Raw genomic sequence first — 22405 nt, forward strand, 5'->3', positions numbered from 1 at the left:
TAGCCGAGGGGTTTTGCACAACCGCTCAGGGCCTATACTGCCAGCATGTGTGCTGGCATCGGTGCGCAGGCACTGGGTCGGTATCTAGCCACGCATGCCGATGATGACGACAATGCCGCCGATCTGTGACCCGAGGGCCATTCCGGCAAGGCAGGAAGGCAGGTGCAACGCCATGCAAACTCTCGATTCAGCCCTGCTCAGCGACATCCTTACTGGCGCAGCCTTGCAGAAGATGTCCGCATTCGGCGCCCTCTCGAACAGTTTCGTCGAGCACGTGCTGGCGAACGGTGAGCTGCTCAAACTGACAGCGGGCGAGACCCTCTATCACCAAGGAGAGCACGCCGATTGCTTCTATGTGGTGCTGCAGGGGCATCTGGCGATTTATCAGGATAGCGATGCCGGCAGGGAGATCATCCACACCACCGGCCAAGGGGAAAGCGTCGGTTTCTCCGCGATGCTGGCGATGCGACCCCGGCTACTGAGTGGCGAAGCAACCGGCGAATGCATGGTGCTGAAGATTTCCTGCCAGGCCCTGGCCAAGCTGCAGGAGCTGGATAACCAGCAGTTCGGCATCTTTTTCATCAACCTGTCCCGGGATATGAGCCGCTTTCTCAGCTATTGCATTCTCCGACCGCCAGTCGAAGGTGCCTAGGCGGTTGTCCGAGAATGGCAATCGAGCGCAAATTGCAAGTTGGTGCTGAGAAACGAAGCCTACGCCCCCCGGCCTGCATCCGGGCGTGGCCAACGCCTAGCCCCAAAACCGACTCACTTCAGCACGAACGCCGCTATCGCATCCGCAGCCCCCTGCAGGTGCTGCTCATGGCTATAGCCCGATCTTTTCAGCGGCTTGAGGTCGTGATCGGCGGCCGTCAACCATTCCACCTCGATCGCCGCGGATAGCCGATAACCGGCCACCGTGGCGCGGTCGCCGAGGGCGTCGCGTTCGCCCTGGACGATCAGGGTCGGCGTGTGCAGCTCGGCCAGGTGCGCCACGCGGGGCTTGTCCGGCTTGCCTACGGCATAGAACGGATAACCCAGGCAAACCAGCGCTTCGGCGCCCAGTTCGTCGGCGAGCAAGCTGGCCATGCGCCCGCCCATGGATTTGCCGCCGATGGCCAGCGGCCCTGCGACTTGTTGGCGCACTCGGGCATACACCCCACGCCACTTTTCCAGCAATTTGGCCTGGGGATTGGGGGGGCGTTTCTTGCCGTCGAGACGGCGGGCGGCCATGTAGTCGAACTCGAAGCGCAGCACCGCAACCCCGCGCGCGGCCAGCAGTCGCGCCATCTGCGTCATGAATTCGCTGTCCATTGGCGCGCCTGCGCCGTGGGCAAGTATCAACGTGGCTTTCGCCGCCGCTGCAGGCCGATTCCACAGCCACTCATCTTGCACCTCCGGCTGCGCGCATTGATCCCCGTCAATACCGGCACTTTGCCCATTGCTCATGCTTACCTCGCTTTAGAAGTCCTTCGGCCTGCGTCACAGCTCACGCTAGCGTGAGGCCGACTGTTTTGAATGATCTGCCCATAACCGTGGATGGAAACCCAGACATGAACACTACAATCAGTTCCGCCTACAACTACAAGGTGGTGCGCCAATTCGCCATCATGACGGTGGTGTGGGGCATAGTCGGGATGGCGGTCGGCGTACTGATCGCCTCGCAACTAGCCTGGCCCGCGCTCAACTTCGACCTACCCTGGACCAGCTTCGGTCGCCTGCGCCCGTTGCACACCAACGCGGTGATCTTCGCCTTCGGCGGTTGTGCACTGTTCGCCACCAGCTACTACGCGGTGCAACGCACCTCCCAGGCTACCCTGTTCGCGCCCAAGCTGGCGGCCTTCACCTTCTGGGGCTGGCAGGCGGTAATCCTGCTGGCGGCCATCAGCCTGCCCATGGGCTGGACCAGCTCCAAGGAATACGCGGAACTGGAATGGCCGATCGACATCCTGATCACGGTGGTCTGGGTCAGCTATGCCATCGTGTTCTTCGGCACGATCATGAAGCGCAAGGTCAGCCACATCTACGTGGGCAACTGGTTCTTCGGCGGTTTCATCCTCACCGTGGCTATCCTCCACCTGGTCAACAACATGGCCATTCCGGTGACCCTTACCAAGTCCTACTCGGCCTACGCCGGGGCGACTGACGCGATGATCCAGTGGTGGTACGGGCACAACGCGGTGGGCTTTTTCCTAACCGCCGGCTTCCTTGGCATGATGTATTACTTCGTGCCCAAGCAGGCCCAGCGTCCGGTGTATTCCTATCGTCTGTCGATCGTGCACTTCTGGGCGCTGATTGCCGTGTACATCTGGGCCGGCCCGCACCACCTGCACTACACCGCCCTGCCGGACTGGGCCCAGAGCCTGGGCATGGTGATGTCGCTGATTCTGCTGGCACCGAGCTGGGGCGGCATGATCAACGGCATGATGACCCTGTCGGGCGCCTGGCATAAGCTGCGCACCGACCCGATCCTGCGCTTTTTGGTGGTGTCCCTGGCCTTCTATGGCATGTCCACCTTCGAAGGCCCGATGATGGCGATCAAGACCGTCAACGCGCTGTCGCACTACACCGACTGGACCATCGGTCACGTCCATGCCGGCGCGCTCGGCTGGGTGGCCATGGTCTCGATCGGTTCGCTCTATCACCTGATCCCCAAGGTCTTCGGTCGCGATGAGATGCACAGCATCGGCCTGATCAATGTGCACTTCTGGCTGGCCACCATCGGTACCGTGCTCTACATCGCTTCGATGTGGGTCAACGGCATCGCCCAGGGCCTGATGTGGCGTGCAGTCAACGAAGACGGCACCCTCACCTACTCCTTCGTCGAAGCCCTGGAAGCCAGCCACCCCGGCTTTGTGGTGCGCCTGATCGGCGGCGCGATCTTCTTCATCGGCATGCTGGTGATGGCCTGGAACGTCTGGCAGACCGTACGCCATGCCAAGGCCGCCGAGCTGGAAGCCGCTGCACTGTATTCGGTTGAAGGAGCCCACTGATGAGACACGAAATACTCGAGAAGAATATCGGCCTGATGGCCCTGATGATGGTGCTCGCCGTCAGCATCGGCGGCCTGACCCAGATCGTCCCGCTGTTTTTCCAGGACGTCACCAACGAGCCGGTGGCCGGTCTCAAGCCGTACACCGCACTGCAACTGGAAGGCCGCGACGTCTACATCCGCGAGGGCTGCGTCGGCTGCCATTCGCAGATGATCCGCCCGTTCCGCGCCGAAACCGAGCGCTACGGCCACTACTCGGTGGCCGGTGAAAGCGTCTACGACCATCCGTTCCTCTGGGGCTCCAAGCGCACCGGGCCGGATCTGGCCCGGGTTGGCGGCCGCTACTCGGACGAGTGGCACCGCGCCCACCTGTACAACCCGCGCAACGTGGTGCCGGAATCGAAGATGCCGTCCTACCCGTGGCTGGTGGACAACACCCTGGATGGCAAGGACACCGCCGCCAAGTTCAAGGCGCTGCGCATCGTTGGCGTGCCTTACAGCGACGAGGACATCGCCGGCGCCGCGGAGGCAGTCAAGGGCAAAAGCGAGATGGATGCCATGGTCGCCTACCTGCAAGTGCTCGGCACTGCCGTCAAAAACAAGAGGTAGGCCATGTCATTCGCAACCATTGATATCGGCACCCTGCGCGGCATAGGTACGGCACTGGTACTGCTGTCCTTCGTCTGCGTGACGCTCTGGGCCTACAGCAGCAAGCGTCGCGCCACGTTCGACGAGGCGGCGCTGCTGCCTTTTGCCGATGAACCCACGTCTGCTGCATCGAGGAGCAACACCCCATGAGTACCTTCTGGAGCTGGTATGTAACCCTGCTGACCGTTGGCACCCTGCTCGCCCTGTTCTGGCTGATTTTCGCGACCCGCAAGAGCGAGACGCACAAGAACGAGACCGAGCAGACCATGGGTCACTCCTTCGATGGCATCGAGGAATATGACAACCCGCTGCCCAAGTGGTGGTTCATGTTGTTTATCGGCACGCTGATCTTTTCCGTCGGCTACCTGGTGCTCTACCCCGGCCTGGGCAACTGGAAAGGCATATTGCCGGGCTACGAAGATGGCTGGACCCAGGTTGCCCAATGGCAGCGCGAAGTGGATCAGGCCGATGCGTTGTACGGTCCGATCTTCGCCAAATACGCGGCCATGCCCCTGAAAGAAGTAGCTAAAGACCAGCAGGCGCTGAAAATGGGTGGTCGCATGTTCGCCACCTACTGCTCGGTCTGCCATGGCTCCGACGCCAAGGGCTCGGCGGGCTTCCCCAACCTGGCCGACAACCACTGGCGCTGGGGCGGCGAGTCTGCCGCGATCAAGACCAGCATCCTCAATGGCCGCACAGGCATGATGCCGGCGTGGGGCCAGGTGATCGGCGAGGAAGGTGTGCAACAGGTCGCGGCTTACGTGCGCCATGACCTGGCCGGCCTGCCACTGCCTGCCGACAAGTCCTTCGACCTGCAGCAGGGCGCGCAAGTGTTCGCCAGCAACTGCCAGGCCTGCCACGGTGCAGAAGGCAAAGGCATGGCCATGCTCGGTGCGCCCGACCTGACCAAACCCGCTGGCTGGATCTACGGCAGCAGCCTTGTGCAGCTGCAACAGACCATTCGCCACGGCCGCAGCGGCCAGATGCCAGCCCAGGAGCAATACCTGGGTAACGACAAGGTGCACCTGCTGGCCGCCTATGTACTGAGCCTGAGCCAGGCGCAACAGCGAGCCGAGTAAGCCTTCCCCGCAAAGTTGGCGACAGCACGCTGTCGCCAACGCCTCCACCCCCATCTTCTGCCAACCGCAGCAGGTGCGACGCAACGTCGCATCCGCCAGCTGCAGCTTGGTCATTTCTTGATTTGAGTTAAGCTTGCCAGCAGTCGCCAGCCGCCATAACTCGGGACAAGACTCTCTTCGCGCTGCTTTTCCAGTCGTCGACAAGACGCTGCAGAGCACCCGCGAAATCCTTGCTGAAAGCCCTTGAAGGCACGACCCGGTGGGTCTGCGGCGTTGCAATGGCTACCTGCCTTCTCCATACTTGCCGCCGATTTTTACCCCCTATAAAAATCCATTAACCGTGGAACCCAGAATGAGCACAGCAATCAGTCAGACTGCTTATAACTACAAGGTGGTTCGCCAATTCGCCGTGATGACGGTGATTTGGGGAGTCATTGGCATGCTTCTCGGTGTGTTCATTGCCGCACAACTCGTGTGGCCGGAACTCAACCTGGGATTGGAATGGACGAGCTTCGGCCGTCTGCGCCCCTTGCACACCAATGCGGTGATCTTCGCCTTCGGCGGATGCGCACTGATGGCCACGTCATTCTATGTGGTGCAGCGCACCAGTCAGGCTCGCCTGATCTCCGACGGCCTGGCGGCTTTCGTCTTCTGGGGCTGGCAGGCAGTGATCGTGCTGGCCGTCATCACCCTGCCGATGGGTTACACCAGCACCAAGGAATACGCCGAGCTGGAATGGCCGATCGATGTGCTGATCACCATTGTCTGGGTCGCTTACGCGGTGGTGTTCTTTGGCACCGTGGTCAAGCGCAAGACCAAGCACATCTATGTGGGCAACTGGTTCTACGGCGCGTTCATCCTGGTCACCGCGATGCTGCACATCGTCAACAGCGCCGCCATGCCGGTGAGCCTGTTCAAGTCGTACTCGATGTACTCCGGCGCGACCGACGCGATGATCCAGTGGTGGTACGGCCACAACGCCGTGGGCTTCTTCCTGACCACCGGCTTCCTGGGGATGATGTACTACTTCGTGCCCAAGCAGGCCGAACGTCCGATCTACTCCTATCGCCTGTCGATCGTGCACTTCTGGGCGCTGATCACCCTGTACATCTGGGCCGGCCCGCACCACCTGCACTACACCGCGCTGCCGGACTGGGCGCAATCGCTGGGCATGGCGATGTCATTGATTCTGCTGGCGCCGAGCTGGGGCGGCATGATCAACGGCATGATGAGCCTGTCGGGCGCCTGGCATAAGCTGCGCACCGACCCGATCCTGCGCTTTTTGGTGGTTTCCCTTGCCTTCTACGGCATGTCCACCTTCGAAGGCCCGATGATGGCGATCAAGACCGTCAACGCCCTGTCGCACTACACCGACTGGACCATCGGCCACGTTCACGCCGGCGCTCTGGGCTGGGTAGCGATGATTTCCATCGGCTCGCTCTATCACCTGATCCCGAAAGTCTACGGCCGCGAGCAGATGCACAGCATCGCGCTGATCAACCTGCACTTCTGGCTGGCCACTATCGGCACCGTGCTCTACATCGCGTCGATGTGGGTCAACGGCATCACCCAGGGTCTGATGTGGCGCGCAGTCAACCAGGACGGCACCCTCACCTACTCCTTCGTGGAAGCACTGGAAGCCAGCCACCCTGGTTTCGTGGTGCGCATGATCGGCGGCATGTTCTTCGTCACCGGCATGCTGTTGATGGCCTACAACACCTACCGCACCGTGCGAGCCGCCAAACCGGCTGAATACGATGCGGCTGCGCAGATTCCCGCCGGAGTGGCTCACTGATGAAACACGAAATCATCGAGAAAAATATCGGCTTGATGGCGCTGCTGATGGTGCTCGCCGTCAGCATCGGCGGCCTGACCCAGATCGTCCCGCTGTTTTTCCAGGACGTCACCAATGAGCCGGTGGAAGGCCTCAAGCCCTACACCGCACTGCAACTGGAAGGCCGTGACGTTTACATCAAGAATGGCTGCGTCGGCTGCCACTCGCAGATGATCCGTCCGTTCCGCGCCGAAACCGAGCGCTATGGCCACTACTCGGTCGCTGGCGAAAGCGTCTACGACCATCCGTTCCTCTGGGGTTCCAAGCGTACCGGCCCGGACCTGGCCCGGGTCGGCGGCCGCTACTCGGACGAGTGGCAGCGCGCGCACCTGTACAACCCGCGCAACGTGGTGCCCGAGTCGAAGATGCCGGCCTACCCCTGGCTGGTCGAGCACAAACTCGACGGCAAGGACACCGCGAAGAAGCTTGAAGTCATGCGCGGCTTTGGCATCCCCTACACCGATGAAGACATCGCCGGGGCCAAGGACGCAGTGAAGGGCAAGACCGAAATGGACGCGCTGGTCGCGTACCTGCAGGTTCTCGGCACCTCAATCAAGAACAAACGGTAAAGCACTATGCCTTCCTTTCTCACTGACGTCGGGACCATTCGCGGCATAGGCACGGCCGTGGTGTTCATCGCCTTTATCAGCGTCGTGCTCTGGGCCTATAGCAGCAAGCGTAAATCGAACTTCGACGAGGCCGCCAATCTGCCCTTCGCCGATGATCCAAAACCCAGTGAGCGTGACGAGAAATCTTCCAGGAGCAATAACCAATGACCACGTTCTGGAGTTGGTACGTAACAATCCTCTCCCTAGGCACCATCTTCGCGCTGACCTGGCTTATCTTTGGCACCCGCAAGGGCCAACGCCAGGAAGCCACCGAAGAGACCGTCGGCCACAGCTTCGATGGCATCGAGGAATACGACAATCCACTGCCCAAGTGGTGGTTCATGCTGTTCCTCGCCACCATCGTCTTCGCCTTGGGTTACCTGGTGCTCTATCCGGGCCTGGGTAACTTCAAAGGCCTGCTGCCGGGCTACGAGTACCTCGACAACAAGGCCGAGACGCCATTCGCCACCGATATTCAAGTCAGTGACGGCGTGCGCAATGCAGGCTGGACCGGCGTGCATCAGTGGGAAAAGGAAATGGCCAAGGCTGACGCGCAATACGGGCCGATCTTCGCCAAATATGCCGCCATGCCCATCGAACAGGTTGCCCAGGACGAGCAGGCGCTGAAGATGGGCGGTCGCCTGTTCGCCTCCAACTGCTCGGTGTGCCATGGCTCCGACGCCAAGGGTGCCTACGGTTTCCCCAACCTCACCGACAATGACTGGCTGCACGGCGGCGAAGCGCAAACCATCAAGACCACCATCATGGGCGGCCGCCAGGGCATGATGCCCGCGCAACTGGCCGCACTTGGCGAAGAAGGCATCCGCAATGTCGCCGGTTACGTGCGCAGCCTGTCAGGCCTGAAAAACCCGGAAGGTATTGAGGTAGACGTTGCCGCAGGTCAAAACATCTTCGCCGCCAATTGTGCAGTCTGTCATGGTGCTGACGCCAAGGGGCAACAGGCCATGGGCGCGCCGAACCTGACCGACCGAACCTGGCTCTATGGCTCCAGCTTCGCTCAGATTCAGCAGACCCTGCGCTATGGTCGCAACGGCAAGATGCCTGCCCAGGAAGACTTCCTCGGCAATGATAAAGTGCACTTGCTGGCGGCTTATGTTTACAGCCTGTCGCAACAACCCGAGGAGAAGTGATTCTCCACCTGAGTTGAGCGCGACCTCCGGTCGCACCCAACCAGGGCAAGCCAGGCGTACCATAGCGCAATAGCGAGAATGACCCCGGCCGGCATGTATCGGCCGGGGCAGCCAACCAACCGCCGTGGTACACACTGATGAACACGCAGATTCCTGTTAAAGACGTCACCCCGGCCAAGGTCGAATCCGTCGACCTCTATGCCAACCGCGAAAAAATCTATACCCGCTCCTTTACCGGCATCTTCCGCAATCTGCGCATGCTTGGCGGCGCACTGCTGTTCATCCTCTATTTCGGCACTGTCTGGCTCACCTGGAATGGCCGCCAGGCCGTCTGGTGGAACCTGCCAGAACGCAAATTCCATATTCTCAGCGCCACCTACTGGCCCCAGGATTTCGTCCTGCTGTCGGCCGTATTGATCATTGCCGCCTTCGGCCTGTTCTTCATCACCGTCTATGCCGGACGCGTCTGGTGCGGTTATACCTGCCCGCAAAGCGTGTTCACCTGGGTGTTCATGTGGGCGGAAAAGGTCACCGAAGGCGACCGCAACCAGCGCATGAAGCTCGACAAAGCGCCGATGACCGCGCAGAAATTCCTGCGCAAGCTGGCCAAGCACAGCATCTGGGTCGGCGTTTCCCTGCTCACGGCGATCACCTTCGTCGGCTACTTCACGCCGATCCGCGAACTGATCCCCGAACTCGTCACCCTGCAGGCCGGCGGCTGGGCACTGTTCTGGGTCGGTTTCTTCACCGTGGCCACCTACGGCAACGCCGGCTACCTGCGCGAACAGGTGTGCATCTATATGTGCCCCTACGCGCGTTTCCAGAGCGTGATGTTCGATCAGGACACCCTGATCGTTTCCTACGACCCACGTCGCGGCGAGCTGCGCGGCCCGCGCAAACGCGATGCCGACTACAAGGCTGAAGGCCTGGGCGACTGCATCGACTGCAAGATGTGCGTGCATGTCTGCCCGACCGGCATCGACATCCGCGACGGCTTGCAGATCGAGTGCATCGGCTGTGCGGCCTGCATCGACGCATGCGACAGCATCATGGAGAAGATGAACTACCCGAAAGGGCTGATCAGCTACACCACCGAACACAACCTGTCGGGGCAGAAGACCCACCTGGTCCGTCCGCGCCTGATCGGCTACGCCATCGCCCTGCTGGCGATGATGGCGGTCTTCGCCTGGGCCGTGGCCAGCCGCTCACTGGTCGAACTGGACGTGCTCAAGGATCGCGTGCTCTACCGCGAGAACGAGGAAGGCCGGATCGAGAACGTCTACACCCTGAAGATCATGAACAAGGCCCAGCAACCGGTCACCTACCTGATCGAAGCCGATGGCCTCGACGGCCTGGTCTACGAAGGCAAGCGTGAAATCAAGGCCCTCGCCGGTGAAGTGCTGTCGCTGCCGGTCGAACTGTCGATCGACCCTTCAAGTCTGCCATCCAGCACCAATGAAATCATGTTCCGCATCCGCTCCGCGGACGATGCGAGCATCAACAACGACGCCGCCAGCCGCTTTATCGGCCCGAGCATCCGCTGATCAAAAGGCCAAGCATGTCTGACGAAGCACCGATCAAACCCTGGTTCAAGCAGTTCTGGCCCTGGTTCCTTATTGCCCTGCTGGGTTACTCGGTCGTGCAGGGCCTGACCCTGCTGACCATTGCCATACGCAATCCGCCGGGGTTGATCTCCGACGACTACTACGATGTCGGCAAAGGCATCAACCAGTCGCTGGAGCGCGAGTCCCTGGCCGTGCAACTGCAACTGAGCGCCACCCTCGACCTCGACGACGAAACCGGCGTTGCCGAACTGCGTCTGCAAGGCAATAGCGGCCCGGCGCAACTGGTGCTGAACCTGATCTCGCCCACCCAACCCGAGCGCGACCGCCGCATCATTCTGCAGCCACAAGGCCAGGGTCTGTACCGCGGACAGATGCAGGATGCGGTGCAGGGCCGGCGCTTCGTCGAACTGATCGGCCAGGAAGGCGGCAAGGACTGGCGCCTGTTCGAAGAAGAAACCCTGGAAAGCGGCAAGATCATCCGGCTGGGGGATGCCCAGTAGTGCGTCGGTGCTACGGCATCGCTGCTGGCGAAACGCTTCGCAGCGCAGAGCGTACCCCGCCGCCACGGTCAGCAGGCTATACCGCAACGCCAGGTACACGACTCCACCCTCATGGCTAGCCCTCTCCCCTGCTACCACTGTGGCCTGCCGGTTCCCGCCGGCAGCCGCTTTCACGCCCAGGTCCTGGGCGAGACTCGCGCCATGTGCTGCCCGGGCTGCCAGGCGGTGGCCGAGGCCATAGTCGCCGGCGGGCTGGAACACTACTACAAGCACCGCAGCGAAAGCGCCGCCAACCCGCAAAGCCTGCCGCAGGCCCTGCCCGACGAACTGGCGCTGTATGACCGCGCCGACGTGCAGCAGCCCTTTGTCGAACAGCACGGCGAACTGAGCGAGACCTGCCTGCTGATCGAAGGCATCAGTTGCGCCGCCTGCGGCTGGCTGATCGAAAAACACCTGCGCGAAGTGCCGGGTATCGCCGAGGTCCACCTCAACCTGTCCAACCACCGCCTGCAGGTGCGCTGGGCCGACAGTCAGCTGCCGCTCAGCCAGCTGCTCAAGGAGCTGCGCAAGATCGGCTATGCCGCGCACCCCTGGCAGGCCGATGCCGCCGCCGAGCAGCTACAGCGGGAAAACCGCCGGGCCATGCGTGAGCTGGGCGTGGCCGGCATGCTGTGGATGCAGGTGATGATGGCGACCATGGCCACCTGGCCGGAATTCAATATCGACCTCAGCCCCGAGCTGGACAAGATCCTGCGCTGGGTCAGCCTGTTTCTCACCACCCCGATCGTCTTCTACTGCTGCGGCCAGTTCTTCCGTGGCGCCCTGCGCGATCTGCGTACTCGCCACCTGACCATGGACGTCTCGGTATCACTGGCCATCGGCGGCGCCTATGTCGCCGGCATCTGGTCGACCGTCACCGGCCAGGGCGAGCTGTATTTCGATGCGGTGGGCATGTTCGCCCTGTTCCTGCTCACCGGCCGCTACCTGGAACGGCGCGCCCGCGAGCGCACGGCGGCGGCGACCGCGCAGCTCGTGCAGCTATTGCCGGCCTCCTGCCTGCGCCTGGATGCCGATGGCCAGAGCCAGCGGATCCTGCTCAGCGAACTGCGCGCAGGCGAGCAGGTGTTGGTGCCGCCCGGCGCCCTGTTGCCGGCCGATGGCCGCATTCTCAGCGGCCAGTCGAGTGTCGATGAATCGCTGCTCACCGGCGAATACCTGCCGCAACCGCGCGGCGTCGGCGACAGCGTGACCGCCGGCACCCTCAACGTCGAAGGGCCGCTGACCGTCGAAGTGCAGGCGCTTGGCGATGCCACCCGGCTGTCGGCCATCGTCCGCCTGCTGGAGCGTGCGCAAAGCGAGAAGCCACGCCTGGCGGAGATCGCCGACCAGGTGGCGCAGTGGTTCCTGTTGATCGTGCTGGTGGTGGCCGCCGTGGTCGGCCTGATCTGGCTGCAGATCGACTCCTCGCGCGCCTTCTGGATCGTGCTGGCCCTGCTGGTCGCCACCTGTCCCTGCGCCCTGGCCCTGGCCACCCCGACGGCCCTGACCGCCGCCACCGGCAGCCTGCACAAGCTCGGCCTGCTGCTGACCCGCGGTCATGTGCTGGAAGGCCTCAATCAGATCGACACGGTGATCTTCGACAAGACCGGCACCCTGACCGAGGGCCGCCTGACCCTGAGCGCCATCCACCCGCTCGGCGAGTTGGACAGCGATGCCTGCCTGGCCCTGGCCGCCGCCCTGGAAAACCGCTCGGAGCACCCGATTGCCCGCGCCTTTGGCCGCGCCGCCCAGGCCGCCGAACAGGTCGACAGTATTCCCGGGCTGGGCTTGCAGGGCCTGGTCGATGGACGCCAACTGCGTATTGGTCAACCCGATTTCGTCAGCCAGTTGAGTGGCCAGGTCGCACCGACGATCCCCGGCGCACAGGGCCAGTGGCTGCTACTGGGCGACAACCAGGGCCCGCTCGCCTGGTTCGTCCTCGACGACCGTCTGCGCGATGACGCCCCCGCCCTGCTCGCCGCCTGCCGCGCGCGCGGCTGGCAGGTGCTGCTGCTATCGGGCGACAACTCGCCGATGGTCGGCGAAGTCGCGCGCCAACTGGGCATCGAAAACGCCCGCGGCGGCATGACGCCCGACGCCAAACTGGCCGAGCTGCACAAATTGCATGAACAGGGTCGCCGGGTGTTGATGCTCGGTGACGGGGTCAACGACGTGCCGGTTCTGGCTGGCGCCGATATCAGCGTGGCCATGGGCAGCGCCACCGACCTGGCGAAAACCAGCGCCGATGCGGTGCTGCTGTCCAACCGCCTGGGCAGTCTGGTACAGGCCTTCAGCCTGGCCCGGCGCACCCGCCGGATCATCATCGAGAACCTGGTCTGGGCCAGCCTGTACAATGGCCTGGTGCTGCCGTTCGCCGCCATCGGCTGGATCACGCCGATCTGGGCCGCGCTGGGCATGTCGCTCAGCTCGCTGCTGGTGGTATTGAATGCATTGCGCCTGACCCGCACACCCTCCTAGTCCGTAGGGTGGATCACGCTTCACCGATCCACCACAACGCTGCAATGGTGGATGTAAAAAGCAACATCCACCCTACGCCTGAGCCGTATTCGGAGACCCCATGCCCGCGCTCTATATTCTGATCCCGGTTGCCATTGCCCTGGTCGGCTTCGCCATCTGGCTGTTCTTCTGGGCCGTCGACAGCGGCCAGTACGACGACCTCGACGGCCCGGCCCACAGCATCCTGTTCGACGACGAAGACCCCATGCACAAGGCCGGCGTCAGCCAGGCGCAGAAAGGGGATGAGCCAAGCGACGACGAGGAGCCGCCCCGTGCCTGAACTGGCCCCCCAGCTGCTGTCCGCGCTGATCCTCGGCCTGCTCGGCGGCGGCCATTGTCTGGGCATGTGTGGCGGCCTGATGGGCGCACTGACCCTGGCCATACCGGCTGAACAGCGCGCGCAACGCTTTCAGCTATTGCTGTCCTACAACCTCGGGCGGATTCTCAGCTATGCCACCGCCGGCCTGCTCCTCGGCATGGCCGGCTGGGCGCTGGCCAACAGCCCGGCGGCCATGCTGTTGCGGGTTGTCGCCGCCCTGCTGCTGATCGCCATGGGCCTGTACCTGGCCGGCTGGTGGAGCGGCCTGACCCGCATCGAAGCACTTGGCCGCGGCCTGTGGCGCTACATCCAGCCGCTGACCCGACGTTTCATGCCGGTCACCAGCCTGCCACGCGCCCTGCTGCTTGGCGGCCTGTGGGGCTGGCTACCGTGCGGCCTGGTCTACAGCACCCTGCTCTGGGCGGCGAGCCAGGGCGACGCGCTCGACAGCGCGGCACTGATGCTGGCGTTCGGCATCGGCACCCTGCCGGTGCTGCTGGCCACCGGTATGGCCGCCGAACGCATGACCGCCCTGCTGCGCAAGCAAGGCGTGCGCATGGCCGGCGGCCTGCTGGTGATCCTCTTCGGCCTGTGGACCCTGCCCGGTCCGCACCAGCACTGGCTGATGGGGCATTGAGGCAGGCGCAGGGAAGCCAATCGCTGTTGTAAGTCGGTGCCGTAGGGTGGCCGGGCGGCGATCCGCTTCAGCCCACCCTCCCCATGCCGTCAATACCTGATCGGGCCATAGCTGCGCTTCCCCCCATCCCGGCACCCTCACCTGCCCCTCTGCACCCTTGCCCCCGAACTCCCGTTGACACAGGTCAAGACGCTCGGAAGCACGCTTGCATAGACTCCCGACATTGATAGTTCGATCGGGGATTACCCGTATGCTTGACGCCATCCATTGGGATACCGACCTGATCCGCCGCTATGACCAGACCGGGCCGCGTTATACCTCCTACCCCACCGCCGTGCAGATGCACAGCAGCGTCGGTTCATTCGAGCTGCTGCACGCGCTGCGCGACAGCAGCAAGCAACTGAACCCACTGTCACTCTATGTGCATGTGCCCTTCTGTGCGCATGTCTGCTACTACTGCGCCTGCAACAAGGTAATTACCAAGGATCGCGGCCGCGCCCAGCCCTATCTGCGCGCCCTGGAACACGAGATGGCCATCATCGGCCACCACCTCGACAGCCGACAGAGCGTCGAACAGTTGCACCTCGGCGGCGGTACGCCGACGTTTCTCAGCCACGACGAACTGCGTCACCTGATGAGCCAGTTGCGTCAGCACTTCAACCTGCTGGATGACGACTCCGGTGACTACAGCATCGAGATCGACCCGCGCGAAGCCGACTGGTCGACCATGGGCCTGCTCCGCGAACTGGGATTCAATCGGGTCAGCCTCGGCGTGCAAGACCTCGACCCGGCGGTGCAGCGCGCGGTCAATCGCCTGCAAACCCTGGACGAAACCCGCTCCATCGTCGAAGCCGCCCACACCCTGCAGTTCCGCTCGGTGAATATCGACCTGATCTACGGACTGCCCAAGCAGACCCCGCAAAGCTTCGCCCTGACCCTGGACGAGATCATTGCCCTGCAGCCCGACCGGTTGTCGCTGTTCAACTACGCCCATCTGCCCGAACGGTTCATGCCGCAACGACGCATCGACAGCAACGACCTGCCCAGCCCCGCCGACAAACTGACGATAATGCAGGCCAGCATCGCCCAACTGAGTGCCGCGGGTTACCGTTATATCGGCATGGATCACTTCGCCCTGGCCGATGACGAACTGGCCAGCGCCCAGGAAGACGGCCGCCTGCAACGCAACTTCCAGGGCTACACCACCCACGGCCATTGCGACCTGATCGGCCTCGGCGTATCGGCCATCAGCCAGATCGGCGACCTCTACTGCCAGAACGACAGTGACCTCAACCAGTACCAGCAAAGCCTGGCCAGCGGACAACTGGCGACCCAGCGCGGGCTGCACTGCAATGCCGATGACCGCGTGCGGCGCGCAGTAATTCAGCAGCTGATCTGCCATTTCTGCGTGAAATTCGCCGATATCGAGCAAGCCCACGGTATCCAGTTTCATGGGTACTTTGCCGAGATCTGGCCACAACTGGAGCAAATGGCCCGGGACGACCTGATCAGCCTCAGCGCCGAAGGCATCGAAGTGCGCCCGGCCGGTCGCCTGCTGGTCCGTTCACTGTGCATGCTGTTCGATCACTACCTCAACCAGGACAGCCAGCAGCGCTTCTCGCGGGTGATTTAGCGGCGTAAGCAGCGGTTAACCGCTAAACGTACAACCAGCGGTCATCAGCCGGTACTGTAAAGCCACGTTCAGCTAGCTGATTAAGACTTTCCTCGACTGGCTGATACCGCCACCCTGCTGTAATCTTACGAGCATTGCGTGTTTTACCTAGGAATCGACGCCGATGTCCGGAAGCATCAAGCTGCATACGCCACATCAAGCCCATTGCAAGGATTGCAGCCTGGCAACCTTGTGCCTGCCGCTTTCGCTGAATATGGAAGACATGAACTCGCTGGACGAGATCGTCAAGCGCGGTCGGCCGCTGAAAAAAGGCGAATTCCTGTTTCGCCAGAGCGATGTCTTCGACTCGGTGTTCGCCGTGCGTTCCGGCGCGCTGAAGACCTTCAGCCTGAGCGACAGTGGCGAAGAGCAGATCACCGGCTTCCACCTGCCCAGCGAACTGGTCGGCCTGTCCGGCATGGACACCGAGACTTACCCGGTTTCGGCGCAAGCGCTGGAGACCACGTCGGTCTGTGAAATCCCCTTCGAGCGGCTCGATGAGCTGTCGATCCTGCTGCCCCAACTGCGCCGCCAGTTGATGCGGGTGATGAGCCGGGAAATCCGCGACGACCAGCAGATGATGCTGCTGCTGTCGAAAAAAACCGCCGATGAACGTATTGCCACCTTTCTGGTCAATCTGTCTGCCCGCTTCCGCGCCCGAGGCTTTTCACCCAACCAGTTCCGCCTGGCCATGTCGCGCAACGAAATTGGTAACTATTTAGGCCTTGCGGTGGAAACCGTCTCCCGGGTATTTACTCGCTTCCAGCAGAACAAATTGCTCGAAGCCGAAGGCAAGTCGGTGCATATTCTCGACCCCATCGAACTGTGCGCCCTGGCCGGCGGCAACCTCGACGGCTGACCGAAGCATGAGCGTCGGCCGCCAACAGCCGGTGCCTTAGGGCACTTCAGTCAGTGGCAGGACTCTTACGATGATTTTCGACGAATTCAGTATCAAAACCCTGATCCGCCCGATCGCGGACTTCCCCAAGCCCGGGGTGACTTTTCGTGACATCACCCCGCTGCTGCAGTCGCCACGCGCCCTGCGCATGGTCGCCGACAGCTTTATCCAGCGCTATGTCGAAGCCGAGTTCAGCCATATCGGCGCCATCGACGCACGCGGCTTCCTGATCGGCTCGATCATGGCCTATGAACTGAACAAGCCACTGATCCTGTTCCGCAAGCAAGGCAAACTGCCAGGCAACGTGCTGCGCGAGAGCTACCAGACCGAGTGCGGCGAAGCCTTTCTCGAAGTACAGGCCGACAGCCTCTGCGAAGGCGACCAGATACTCATCTTCGACGACCTGATCGCCACCGGTGGCACCCTGTTGGCCGCCGCACAACTGGTGCGACGCATGGGCGCGAGCATCCATGAAGCCGCCGCAGTCATCGACCTGCCTGAACTGGGCGGCTCGGAAAAACTGCAAGACATCGGCATTCCGACCTTTACCCTGACCGCCTTCGCCCTCGACGACCGTTAATCATGCCCGAAAACATCCTGACCCCGAGCTACGGCACTTGGCGCGAGCGCCTGGCCGACCTGATGGAAAGCCCCGGCATCACCCGCCTGGTGACCACCCTGATCATCCTCAATGCGGCCATCCTCGGCATGGAAACTTCGCCAAGCCTGATGGCCGACTGGGGCGGCCTGCTGCAGACCCTGGACACACTGATACTCGGCCTGTTCATCCTCGAACTGATGATGCGTTTCATCGCCCGCGGCGTCGGCCTGTTGCGCGACCCCTGGGCGGTGTTCGATTGCCTGGTAGTGGGCATTGCTCTGGTGCCAGCCAGCGGCCCATTCGCCGTGTTGCGCGCACTCAGGGTATTGCGGGTTTTGCGGCTGATCTCGATCAATCCGAACATGCGCCGGGTGGTACAGGCCCTGCTGTCCTCGCTGCCGGGCATGGGCAGCATCGCCATGCTGCTCGGCCTGGTGTTCTACGTGGCCGCAGTGATGGCCACCCAGTTGTTCGGTGAAGCCTTCCCCGAATGGTTCGGCAGCCTCGGCGCCAGCCTCTACACCCTGTTCCAGGTGATGACCCTGGAAAGCTGGTCGATGGGCATCGTGCGTCCGGTGATGGAACAGTTCCCGCTGGCCTGGCTGTACTTTCTGCCGTTCATCCTGGTCGCCACCTTCATGATGCTCAACCTGTTCATCGCGGTAGTGGTCAATGCCATGCAAGCCACCCACGATCAGGAAGCACTCCAGGCGCCGCCCTCGAAAACCGAACAACTGCTGCTCGATGAACTCAAAGCCCTGCGTGCAGAAGTCGCCGAACTGCGCCAGCCACGCGCCTGACCAGCCTCCCTGCAGGAGCGGTCGGGCGGCGCTCCGTCGGGCCGCGCAGGATGAGCAGGGCGATACCCATCGGGCGGTTTATGCCTATACCCGTTAGGTTACGGCGCGCTTGTTCTGCTGGCAGCAGGTCGACTTGCGGGCGCCTATCCCATCCTACGGTCTAAAAATAAACCGTTGTTTTATATATAGAAATTAAATCCGCACAAAGACCTGTAGGAGCGGGCCATGCCCGCGAAACGCATCGCGGGCATGACCCGCTCCTACAGGTACCTACAAGCCGATAGACGCAATTACACCCCATATGCTGTGCGACAGCGCGGTCTGGACGACGGAGGATCTCCTGCGGGGCCGGAGAAGTTGATCGTGCCCACGCCATCAGCCCGTGGACAGGTTAGCCGCCAGGCGATGCGTGACAAGACGGTATCTACGCTTCTCACTTGTAATCGTCCCCTGCGTCCTCTCCCCCCGCTCCCACCTCTACCTACTCGAAAAACGCCTCGAAGAAGCGATCCAGCTCACCCTCGTACTGATCCAGGAAATACAGGGTGTCGGCCGCCAGCAAGTCGAGCAGGATCATGCCGTTCGGCCCCGAATCCTCTCCGGCCGCGGCGCGCAAGCGTGCCGTCATACCCAGGTTGACCAGGCGCAAGTTGCGATACACCTCGCGCAAGTCGGTCAGCGCCCAGTCCGCGCTCATTCCCCGCTGCTGACGCAGGTACTGCCCGAGCAGGTAGGTACCGAACACCCGGTACAGGGTTTCGTCGGTACCGCTGAACGGCAGGTGGAACCAGGCCATGGCTTTGAGTTGTCGCGTGTGCGGGCAACCCGAGGCGGCCCCAAGGGCGCCAAGCAGCGAACCGAAAGCACGCTGCAACGAGGTACGCTGACGGATATCCCGCCCCCGCCACAGCACACGCACAGCCACCTCCTCATAGGAAGGCATCTGCGCCAACACCTCGACCGGCTTTACCAAGGCCAGGGCGAAAGGACAGTAAGGCGTGTCTGCCTCACGTAGCGGGCAATGCCCACATTGCTGGAAGCCGAGGCGCGCCCAGTCTGGTGGATCTGCATCTGGCACACCGGGTCGCGCCGCCAAATCGACCTTATGCTGCCAATGGCGGCCATCGGCAAACTCGAAGTGATACTGGATGACCGAATCATCCGTCGCTGGTTGCACCATGGGCTAACCTGTGTGGCAGAGTCATCAGAAAATAAGTGTGGCGGCGAACAGCCAGCATCGCCATAATTTCGACGTCAAAATAAAGTTACCACATGCAATTTCAGACCGCGATCAAGGCCAAACAAATAACACCCAGCCTGGTCGCCAAGCGGAGCTCGCCATGGATAGCCGCCAAAGTGAATTGGCCTCTGCTCTTGTTGAGCACATCGAGATCGGAGTGATCATCCTCGATGCCGAGCTACGGATTCAGTACTGGAACAACTTCGTTGCCCAGTGTAGCGGCAAGCGCCTTGAGCAGGCGCAGCAACTGCCACTGACCCACATATTCCCCGAAGCCGACAGCCACTGCCTGAGCAAGATGCTGGCTTCTGCCCGCGATCATGGCGAGCATGTCTACACCGAGTGGCACGAAACCCCCTACCTGATCGATCTGCCATTCGACACCTCCGGCAAGCCAGCCCCGCCGATGCTGCAGAGCACCCTGCTGTTTCCATTCAAGCGCAGCGATGGCCAGCCGCAGTTTGGCCTGATCCTGTACGACAACAGCGAACTCGCCCGTGACAACCAGCAACTGGATACCGTCCTGCAGGCCCTGAGCAGCAAGCAGATCGAGCAGGAACTGCTGATCATGAAGCTGGAAAAAGCCAATGCCCAGCTCATGCAATCGGAAAAACTCGCCGCCATCGGCCAGCTCGCTGCCGGCGTGGCGCACGAGATCAATAACCCGATCGGTTATGTGTTCTCCAATTTGCAGACCCTGGCCGGTTATGTCCATGACCTGCTGCGCATCATTGACGCGGTGGATGGCGCGGTCAGCCTGGAAGAGTTGCGGCAGCTCAAGCGCAGCCTGGAGTACGACTATATCCGCAGCGATGTCGAGGCACTGATCGGCGAATCCGAGGATGGCATCGAGCGGGTCAAGAAGATCATCGCCGCGCTCAAGGATTTCTCCCATTTCGAGGAGGATGAATTCCGCCTCGCCGACCTGCATCGCGGCCTCGACACCACCCTTAACGTGGTCAATAACGAGCTCAAGTACAAGGCCGAAGTGGTCAAGGAATACGGCCAGTTGCCTGCGGTGGAATGCATGCCTTCGCAAATCAACCAGGTCATGATGAACCTGCTGGTCAACGCCGCCCATGCCATCGAGAAATTCGGCCGCATTACCCTGCGCAGCGGGCATGAAAACGACTGGGTCTGGCTGGAGGTGGAAGATACCGGCCAAGGCATTGCCGCGCACTTGCTCAACCGCATCTACGAGCCGTTCTTCACCACCAAGCCGGTAGGCAAAGGCACCGGCCTGGGCTTGTCCCTGTCTTATAACATCGTGCGCAAGCACAATGGCCGTATCGAGGTGTTCAGCACGCCTGGCCAGGGCACGCGCTTTCGTGTCTGGTTACCCGCCCTGCAGCCGACCCAGCCACCGACCAACGAGGACGCCGGTCACCATGAATGATCCGAACGCCACTGCCAACGTCCTGCTGGTGGACGACGAAGAGAACATTCTCAGCAGCCTGCGCCGTGTGCTCAGGGGCGAAGCCTACAACGTGCAGATCGCCACCGGCGGCGAGCAGGCTCTGGAAATACTGCGCAGCCAACCGATCGACCTGGTGATTTCCGACGCCCGCATGCCGGGCATGGACGGCGCGACCCTGCTGGCCGAAGTGCAGAAGCACTGGCCCGGGACCATGCGCATCCTGCTCACCGGCTACGCCGACATCAGCACCACCATTCGCGCCATCAACCAGGGGCAGATCTACCGCTACATCAGCAAGCCCTGGGACGACGATGAACTGCGCCTGACCATGCGCCAGGCCCTGGCCTATCAACACTCGGAGAGCGAGCGAGTGCGCCTGGAAGCGCTGAACCTGGAACAGAACCAGCGCCTGCAGGAACTCAACGAAACCCTGGAACAGCGGGTCATGGCGCGCACCGCGGAGCTGGAACAGACTGCCGACATGCTCGACCTGGCTTACGAGGAGCTCAAGCGCAGCTATGTAACAGCCACCGAGGTGTTCTCCAGCCTGGTCAACCAGCGCATCCCCAAGGACAAGCAGACCAATACTCAAGTCATTGCCCTGGTTCGCGCCTATGCCGAATTGCACGGCCTCGACGCAGCCCCCAGCCGCGACCTGACCATGGCCGCCGCGCTCTACAATATCGGCAAGCTGACCTGGGACGATCAACTGCTCAGCCGCCCTTCCGATCTGCTCTACAAGCAGGAGCGCGAGCGTTACCGGCAGTACCCGGTTCAGGGCGAGAGCCTGCTGATGACCCTCGAGCCGTTGCAGGATGCGGCCCGACTGATCCGTCATCACCAGGAGCGCTGGGACGGCAGCGGCTTCCCCGACCACCTCAAGGGCGAAGCCACGCCCTTCGGTTCACGTCTGCTGAAACTGGCGGTGGATTTCATCGAACTGCAACGCGGCAGCATTCTCGAGCGCCGGCTGAACCGCGATGAAGCCCTGTTGCTGATCAACAAATACAGTGGGCGCCTCTACGATCCGCAGCTGTGCGAGCAATTCATCAGCCTCTGCACCGAGCTGGCGCCGGACATCACCCTGGCCGACCCGAGCATCCTCGCCCTGGATACCCGGCGCCTGGAGCCGGGCATGGTGCTGGCCCGCAACCTGCACGCCGACAATGGCATGCTGCTGCTCAATGAGGGCAAACCGCTGACCACCCTGTTAATCGACAAGCTGATCGCCTTCGAGGCCAGTGAAAGTGGCCACTACACCCTGTTTGTCCGCACCGCCGAGGATGCCACGCTCGCCACGGAGAAGACGCCATGATCAAGATTCAACTGCTGGACGACGAACCGCAGATTCTCAAGGCACTGCAGCGGGTGCTGCGTCCTCACGACTGGGAAGTGCATGCGTTCAGCGACGTACAGGAAGCTCTGGAGGCACTGACCGAGCATGAATACGCGGTTATCGTTTCCGACTTCAAGATGCCGCACCTGGACGGCGTCACCTACCTGCAATTCGCCAAGCAACGCCAGCCCAATGCCATGCGCATACTGCTGACCGGCCATTGCGACCGCCAATCGATGATGCAGGCGATCAACCAGGCAGAGGTCTACCGCTACATCTCCAAGCCCTGGGAAGACCTCGAGATCGAAGTCGCTTTGCGCGGCGCCATCGACCTGTTTCTCCTGCGCGACGAAAACCAGCGCCTGCTCAAGCAGGTACGCCATCAACAAAGCGCTCTCGAGCGCCAACAGCAGGAATTGCTGCGCCTGGAGGTCGAACATCCGGGCCTTACCCGAGTACGCCGCGACAGCAATGGTTCAGTGCTGATCGATGAACTCGACGACGCTCAACCCAACTGATGATCATCCGCACCGCCGGCGTAGATCGATAAGGACG

General features: G+C 62.0%; 23 protein-coding genes. 21 read left to right on the top strand and 2 right to left on the bottom strand.

Annotated features, from left to right (window positions below; translation table 11 throughout):
• Nucleotides 1-172: 172 nt before the first annotated feature.
• A complete protein-coding gene (locus R3355_RS05210; RefSeq protein WP_318960346.1) occupies nt 173-652 on the top strand; it encodes a cyclic nucleotide-binding domain-containing protein in 480 nt (159 codons plus the stop codon).
• A gap of 113 nt (nt 653-765) precedes the next feature.
• On the opposite strand, the gene R3355_RS05215 is transcribed toward R3355_RS05210, so the two are convergent.
• Nucleotides 766-1446 (bottom strand): alpha/beta family hydrolase, encoded by a 681-nt coding sequence (locus R3355_RS05215; protein WP_318960347.1) that lies wholly within the window; start codon nt 1444-1446, stop codon nt 766-768.
• Between the two features lie 104 nt (nt 1447-1550).
• Between R3355_RS05215 and ccoN (R3355_RS05220) the strand changes: the two genes are divergently transcribed.
• From ccoN (R3355_RS05220) to R3355_RS05300, 17 genes are all read left to right on the top strand, one after another.
• Nucleotides 1551-2990 carry a cytochrome-c oxidase, cbb3-type subunit I gene (gene ccoN, locus R3355_RS05220; protein WP_318948401.1) on the top strand — a complete coding sequence of 480 codons (1440 nt, stop codon included), beginning with the start codon at nt 1551-1553 and terminating at the stop codon, nt 2988-2990.
• On the top strand, nt 2990-3598 hold the full coding sequence (gene ccoO / locus R3355_RS05225) for a cytochrome-c oxidase, cbb3-type subunit II (RefSeq protein ID WP_318948402.1): 609 nt from the start codon (nt 2990-2992) through the stop codon (nt 3596-3598). The genes ccoN (R3355_RS05220) and ccoO (R3355_RS05225) overlap by 1 nt, the downstream gene beginning before the upstream one ends.
• Nucleotides 3599-3616: 18 nt before the next feature.
• On the top strand, nt 3617-3787 hold the full coding sequence (locus R3355_RS05230; RefSeq protein ID WP_372874729.1) for a cbb3-type cytochrome oxidase subunit 3: 171 nt from the start codon (nt 3617-3619) through the stop codon (nt 3785-3787).
• Nucleotides 3784-4716 carry a cytochrome-c oxidase, cbb3-type subunit III gene (gene ccoP / locus R3355_RS05235; RefSeq protein ID WP_318960348.1) on the top strand — a complete coding sequence of 311 codons (933 nt, stop codon included), beginning with the start codon at nt 3784-3786 and terminating at the stop codon, nt 4714-4716. Before R3355_RS05230 ends, ccoP (R3355_RS05235) begins: the two co-directional genes overlap by 4 nt.
• 352 nt (nt 4717-5068) lie before the next feature.
• Nucleotides 5069-6511: a cytochrome-c oxidase, cbb3-type subunit I gene (ccoN, locus tag R3355_RS05240; RefSeq protein WP_318947174.1), complete on the top strand. Its 1443-nt coding sequence runs from the start codon at nt 5069-5071 to the stop codon at nt 6509-6511.
• Nucleotides 6511-7119 (top strand): cytochrome-c oxidase, cbb3-type subunit II, encoded by a 609-nt coding sequence (gene ccoO / locus R3355_RS05245; RefSeq protein WP_318960349.1) that lies wholly within the window; start codon nt 6511-6513, stop codon nt 7117-7119. The genes ccoN (R3355_RS05240) and ccoO (R3355_RS05245) overlap by 1 nt, the downstream gene beginning before the upstream one ends.
• Before the next feature lie 6 nt (nt 7120-7125).
• Complete coding sequence (locus tag R3355_RS05250) at nt 7126-7326, top strand: cbb3-type cytochrome oxidase subunit 3 (protein WP_172147411.1); 201 nt, start codon at nt 7126-7128, stop codon at nt 7324-7326.
• Nucleotides 7323-8309 (top strand): cytochrome-c oxidase, cbb3-type subunit III, encoded by a 987-nt coding sequence (gene ccoP, locus R3355_RS05255; RefSeq protein ID WP_318960350.1) that lies wholly within the window; start codon nt 7323-7325, stop codon nt 8307-8309. Before R3355_RS05250 ends, ccoP (R3355_RS05255) begins: the two co-directional genes overlap by 4 nt.
• A 137-nt stretch (nt 8310-8446) precedes the next feature.
• The gene (gene ccoG / locus R3355_RS05260; protein ID WP_318960351.1) at nt 8447-9853 is read left to right on the top strand and encodes a cytochrome c oxidase accessory protein CcoG; all 1407 of its coding nucleotides are present in this window, start codon (nt 8447-8449) and stop codon (nt 9851-9853) included.
• Between the two features lie 14 nt (nt 9854-9867).
• A complete protein-coding gene (locus R3355_RS05265) occupies nt 9868-10374 on the top strand; it encodes a FixH family protein (protein WP_318947178.1) in 507 nt (168 codons plus the stop codon).
• 111 nt (nt 10375-10485) lie between these two features.
• Nucleotides 10486-12891, top strand: coding sequence for a heavy metal translocating P-type ATPase (locus R3355_RS05270; RefSeq protein WP_318960352.1), 2406 nt, complete (start codon nt 10486-10488; stop codon nt 12889-12891).
• 100 nt (nt 12892-12991) lie between these two features.
• Nucleotides 12992-13210 (top strand): cbb3-type cytochrome oxidase assembly protein CcoS, encoded by a 219-nt coding sequence (ccoS, locus tag R3355_RS05275; RefSeq protein ID WP_318947180.1) that lies wholly within the window; start codon nt 12992-12994, stop codon nt 13208-13210.
• Nucleotides 13203-13886 (top strand): sulfite exporter TauE/SafE family protein, encoded by a 684-nt coding sequence (locus R3355_RS05280; RefSeq protein ID WP_318947181.1) that lies wholly within the window; start codon nt 13203-13205, stop codon nt 13884-13886. Before ccoS ends, R3355_RS05280 begins: the two co-directional genes overlap by 8 nt.
• Nucleotides 13887-14136: 250 nt before the next feature.
• Nucleotides 14137-15519, top strand: coding sequence for an oxygen-independent coproporphyrinogen III oxidase (hemN, locus tag R3355_RS05285; protein ID WP_318960353.1), 1383 nt, complete (start codon nt 14137-14139; stop codon nt 15517-15519).
• Nucleotides 15520-15682: 163 nt separating this feature from the next.
• Nucleotides 15683-16417, top strand: coding sequence for a fumarate/nitrate reduction transcriptional regulator Fnr (gene fnr, locus R3355_RS05290; protein WP_318947183.1), 735 nt, complete (start codon nt 15683-15685; stop codon nt 16415-16417).
• Nucleotides 16418-16487: 70 nt separating this feature from the next.
• A complete protein-coding gene (locus R3355_RS05295; RefSeq protein ID WP_318960354.1) occupies nt 16488-17036 on the top strand; it encodes an adenine phosphoribosyltransferase in 549 nt (182 codons plus the stop codon).
• 2 nt (nt 17037-17038) lie between these two features.
• Complete coding sequence (locus R3355_RS05300) at nt 17039-17857, top strand: ion transporter (RefSeq protein ID WP_318960355.1); 819 nt, start codon at nt 17039-17041, stop codon at nt 17855-17857.
• Between the two features lie 481 nt (nt 17858-18338).
• Here R3355_RS05300 and R3355_RS05305 read toward each other — a convergent pair whose 3' ends face one another.
• Nucleotides 18339-19037, bottom strand: coding sequence for a DUF6901 family protein (locus R3355_RS05305; protein WP_318960356.1), 699 nt, complete (start codon nt 19035-19037; stop codon nt 18339-18341).
• Nucleotides 19038-19197: 160 nt separating this feature from the next.
• Between R3355_RS05305 and R3355_RS05310 the strand changes: the two genes are divergently transcribed.
• From R3355_RS05310 to R3355_RS05320, 3 genes are read left to right on the top strand one after another with little or no spacing between them, the layout of a single operon-like run.
• Complete coding sequence (locus R3355_RS05310) at nt 19198-20493, top strand: ATP-binding protein (protein ID WP_318960357.1); 1296 nt, start codon at nt 19198-19200, stop codon at nt 20491-20493.
• Entirely contained in the window at nt 20486-21829 is a 1344-nt protein-coding gene (locus tag R3355_RS05315) for an HD domain-containing phosphohydrolase (protein ID WP_318960358.1), read from the top strand. Before R3355_RS05310 ends, R3355_RS05315 begins: the two co-directional genes overlap by 8 nt.
• Nucleotides 21826-22368 (top strand): response regulator, encoded by a 543-nt coding sequence (locus tag R3355_RS05320; RefSeq protein ID WP_318947189.1) that lies wholly within the window; start codon nt 21826-21828, stop codon nt 22366-22368. Before R3355_RS05315 ends, R3355_RS05320 begins: the two co-directional genes overlap by 4 nt.
• Nucleotides 22369-22405: the final 37 nt, after the last annotated feature.

It is taken from the genome of Pseudomonas sp. (genome assembly GCF_033723075.1).
Classification (GTDB): domain Bacteria; phylum Pseudomonadota; class Gammaproteobacteria; order Pseudomonadales; family Pseudomonadaceae; genus Aquipseudomonas.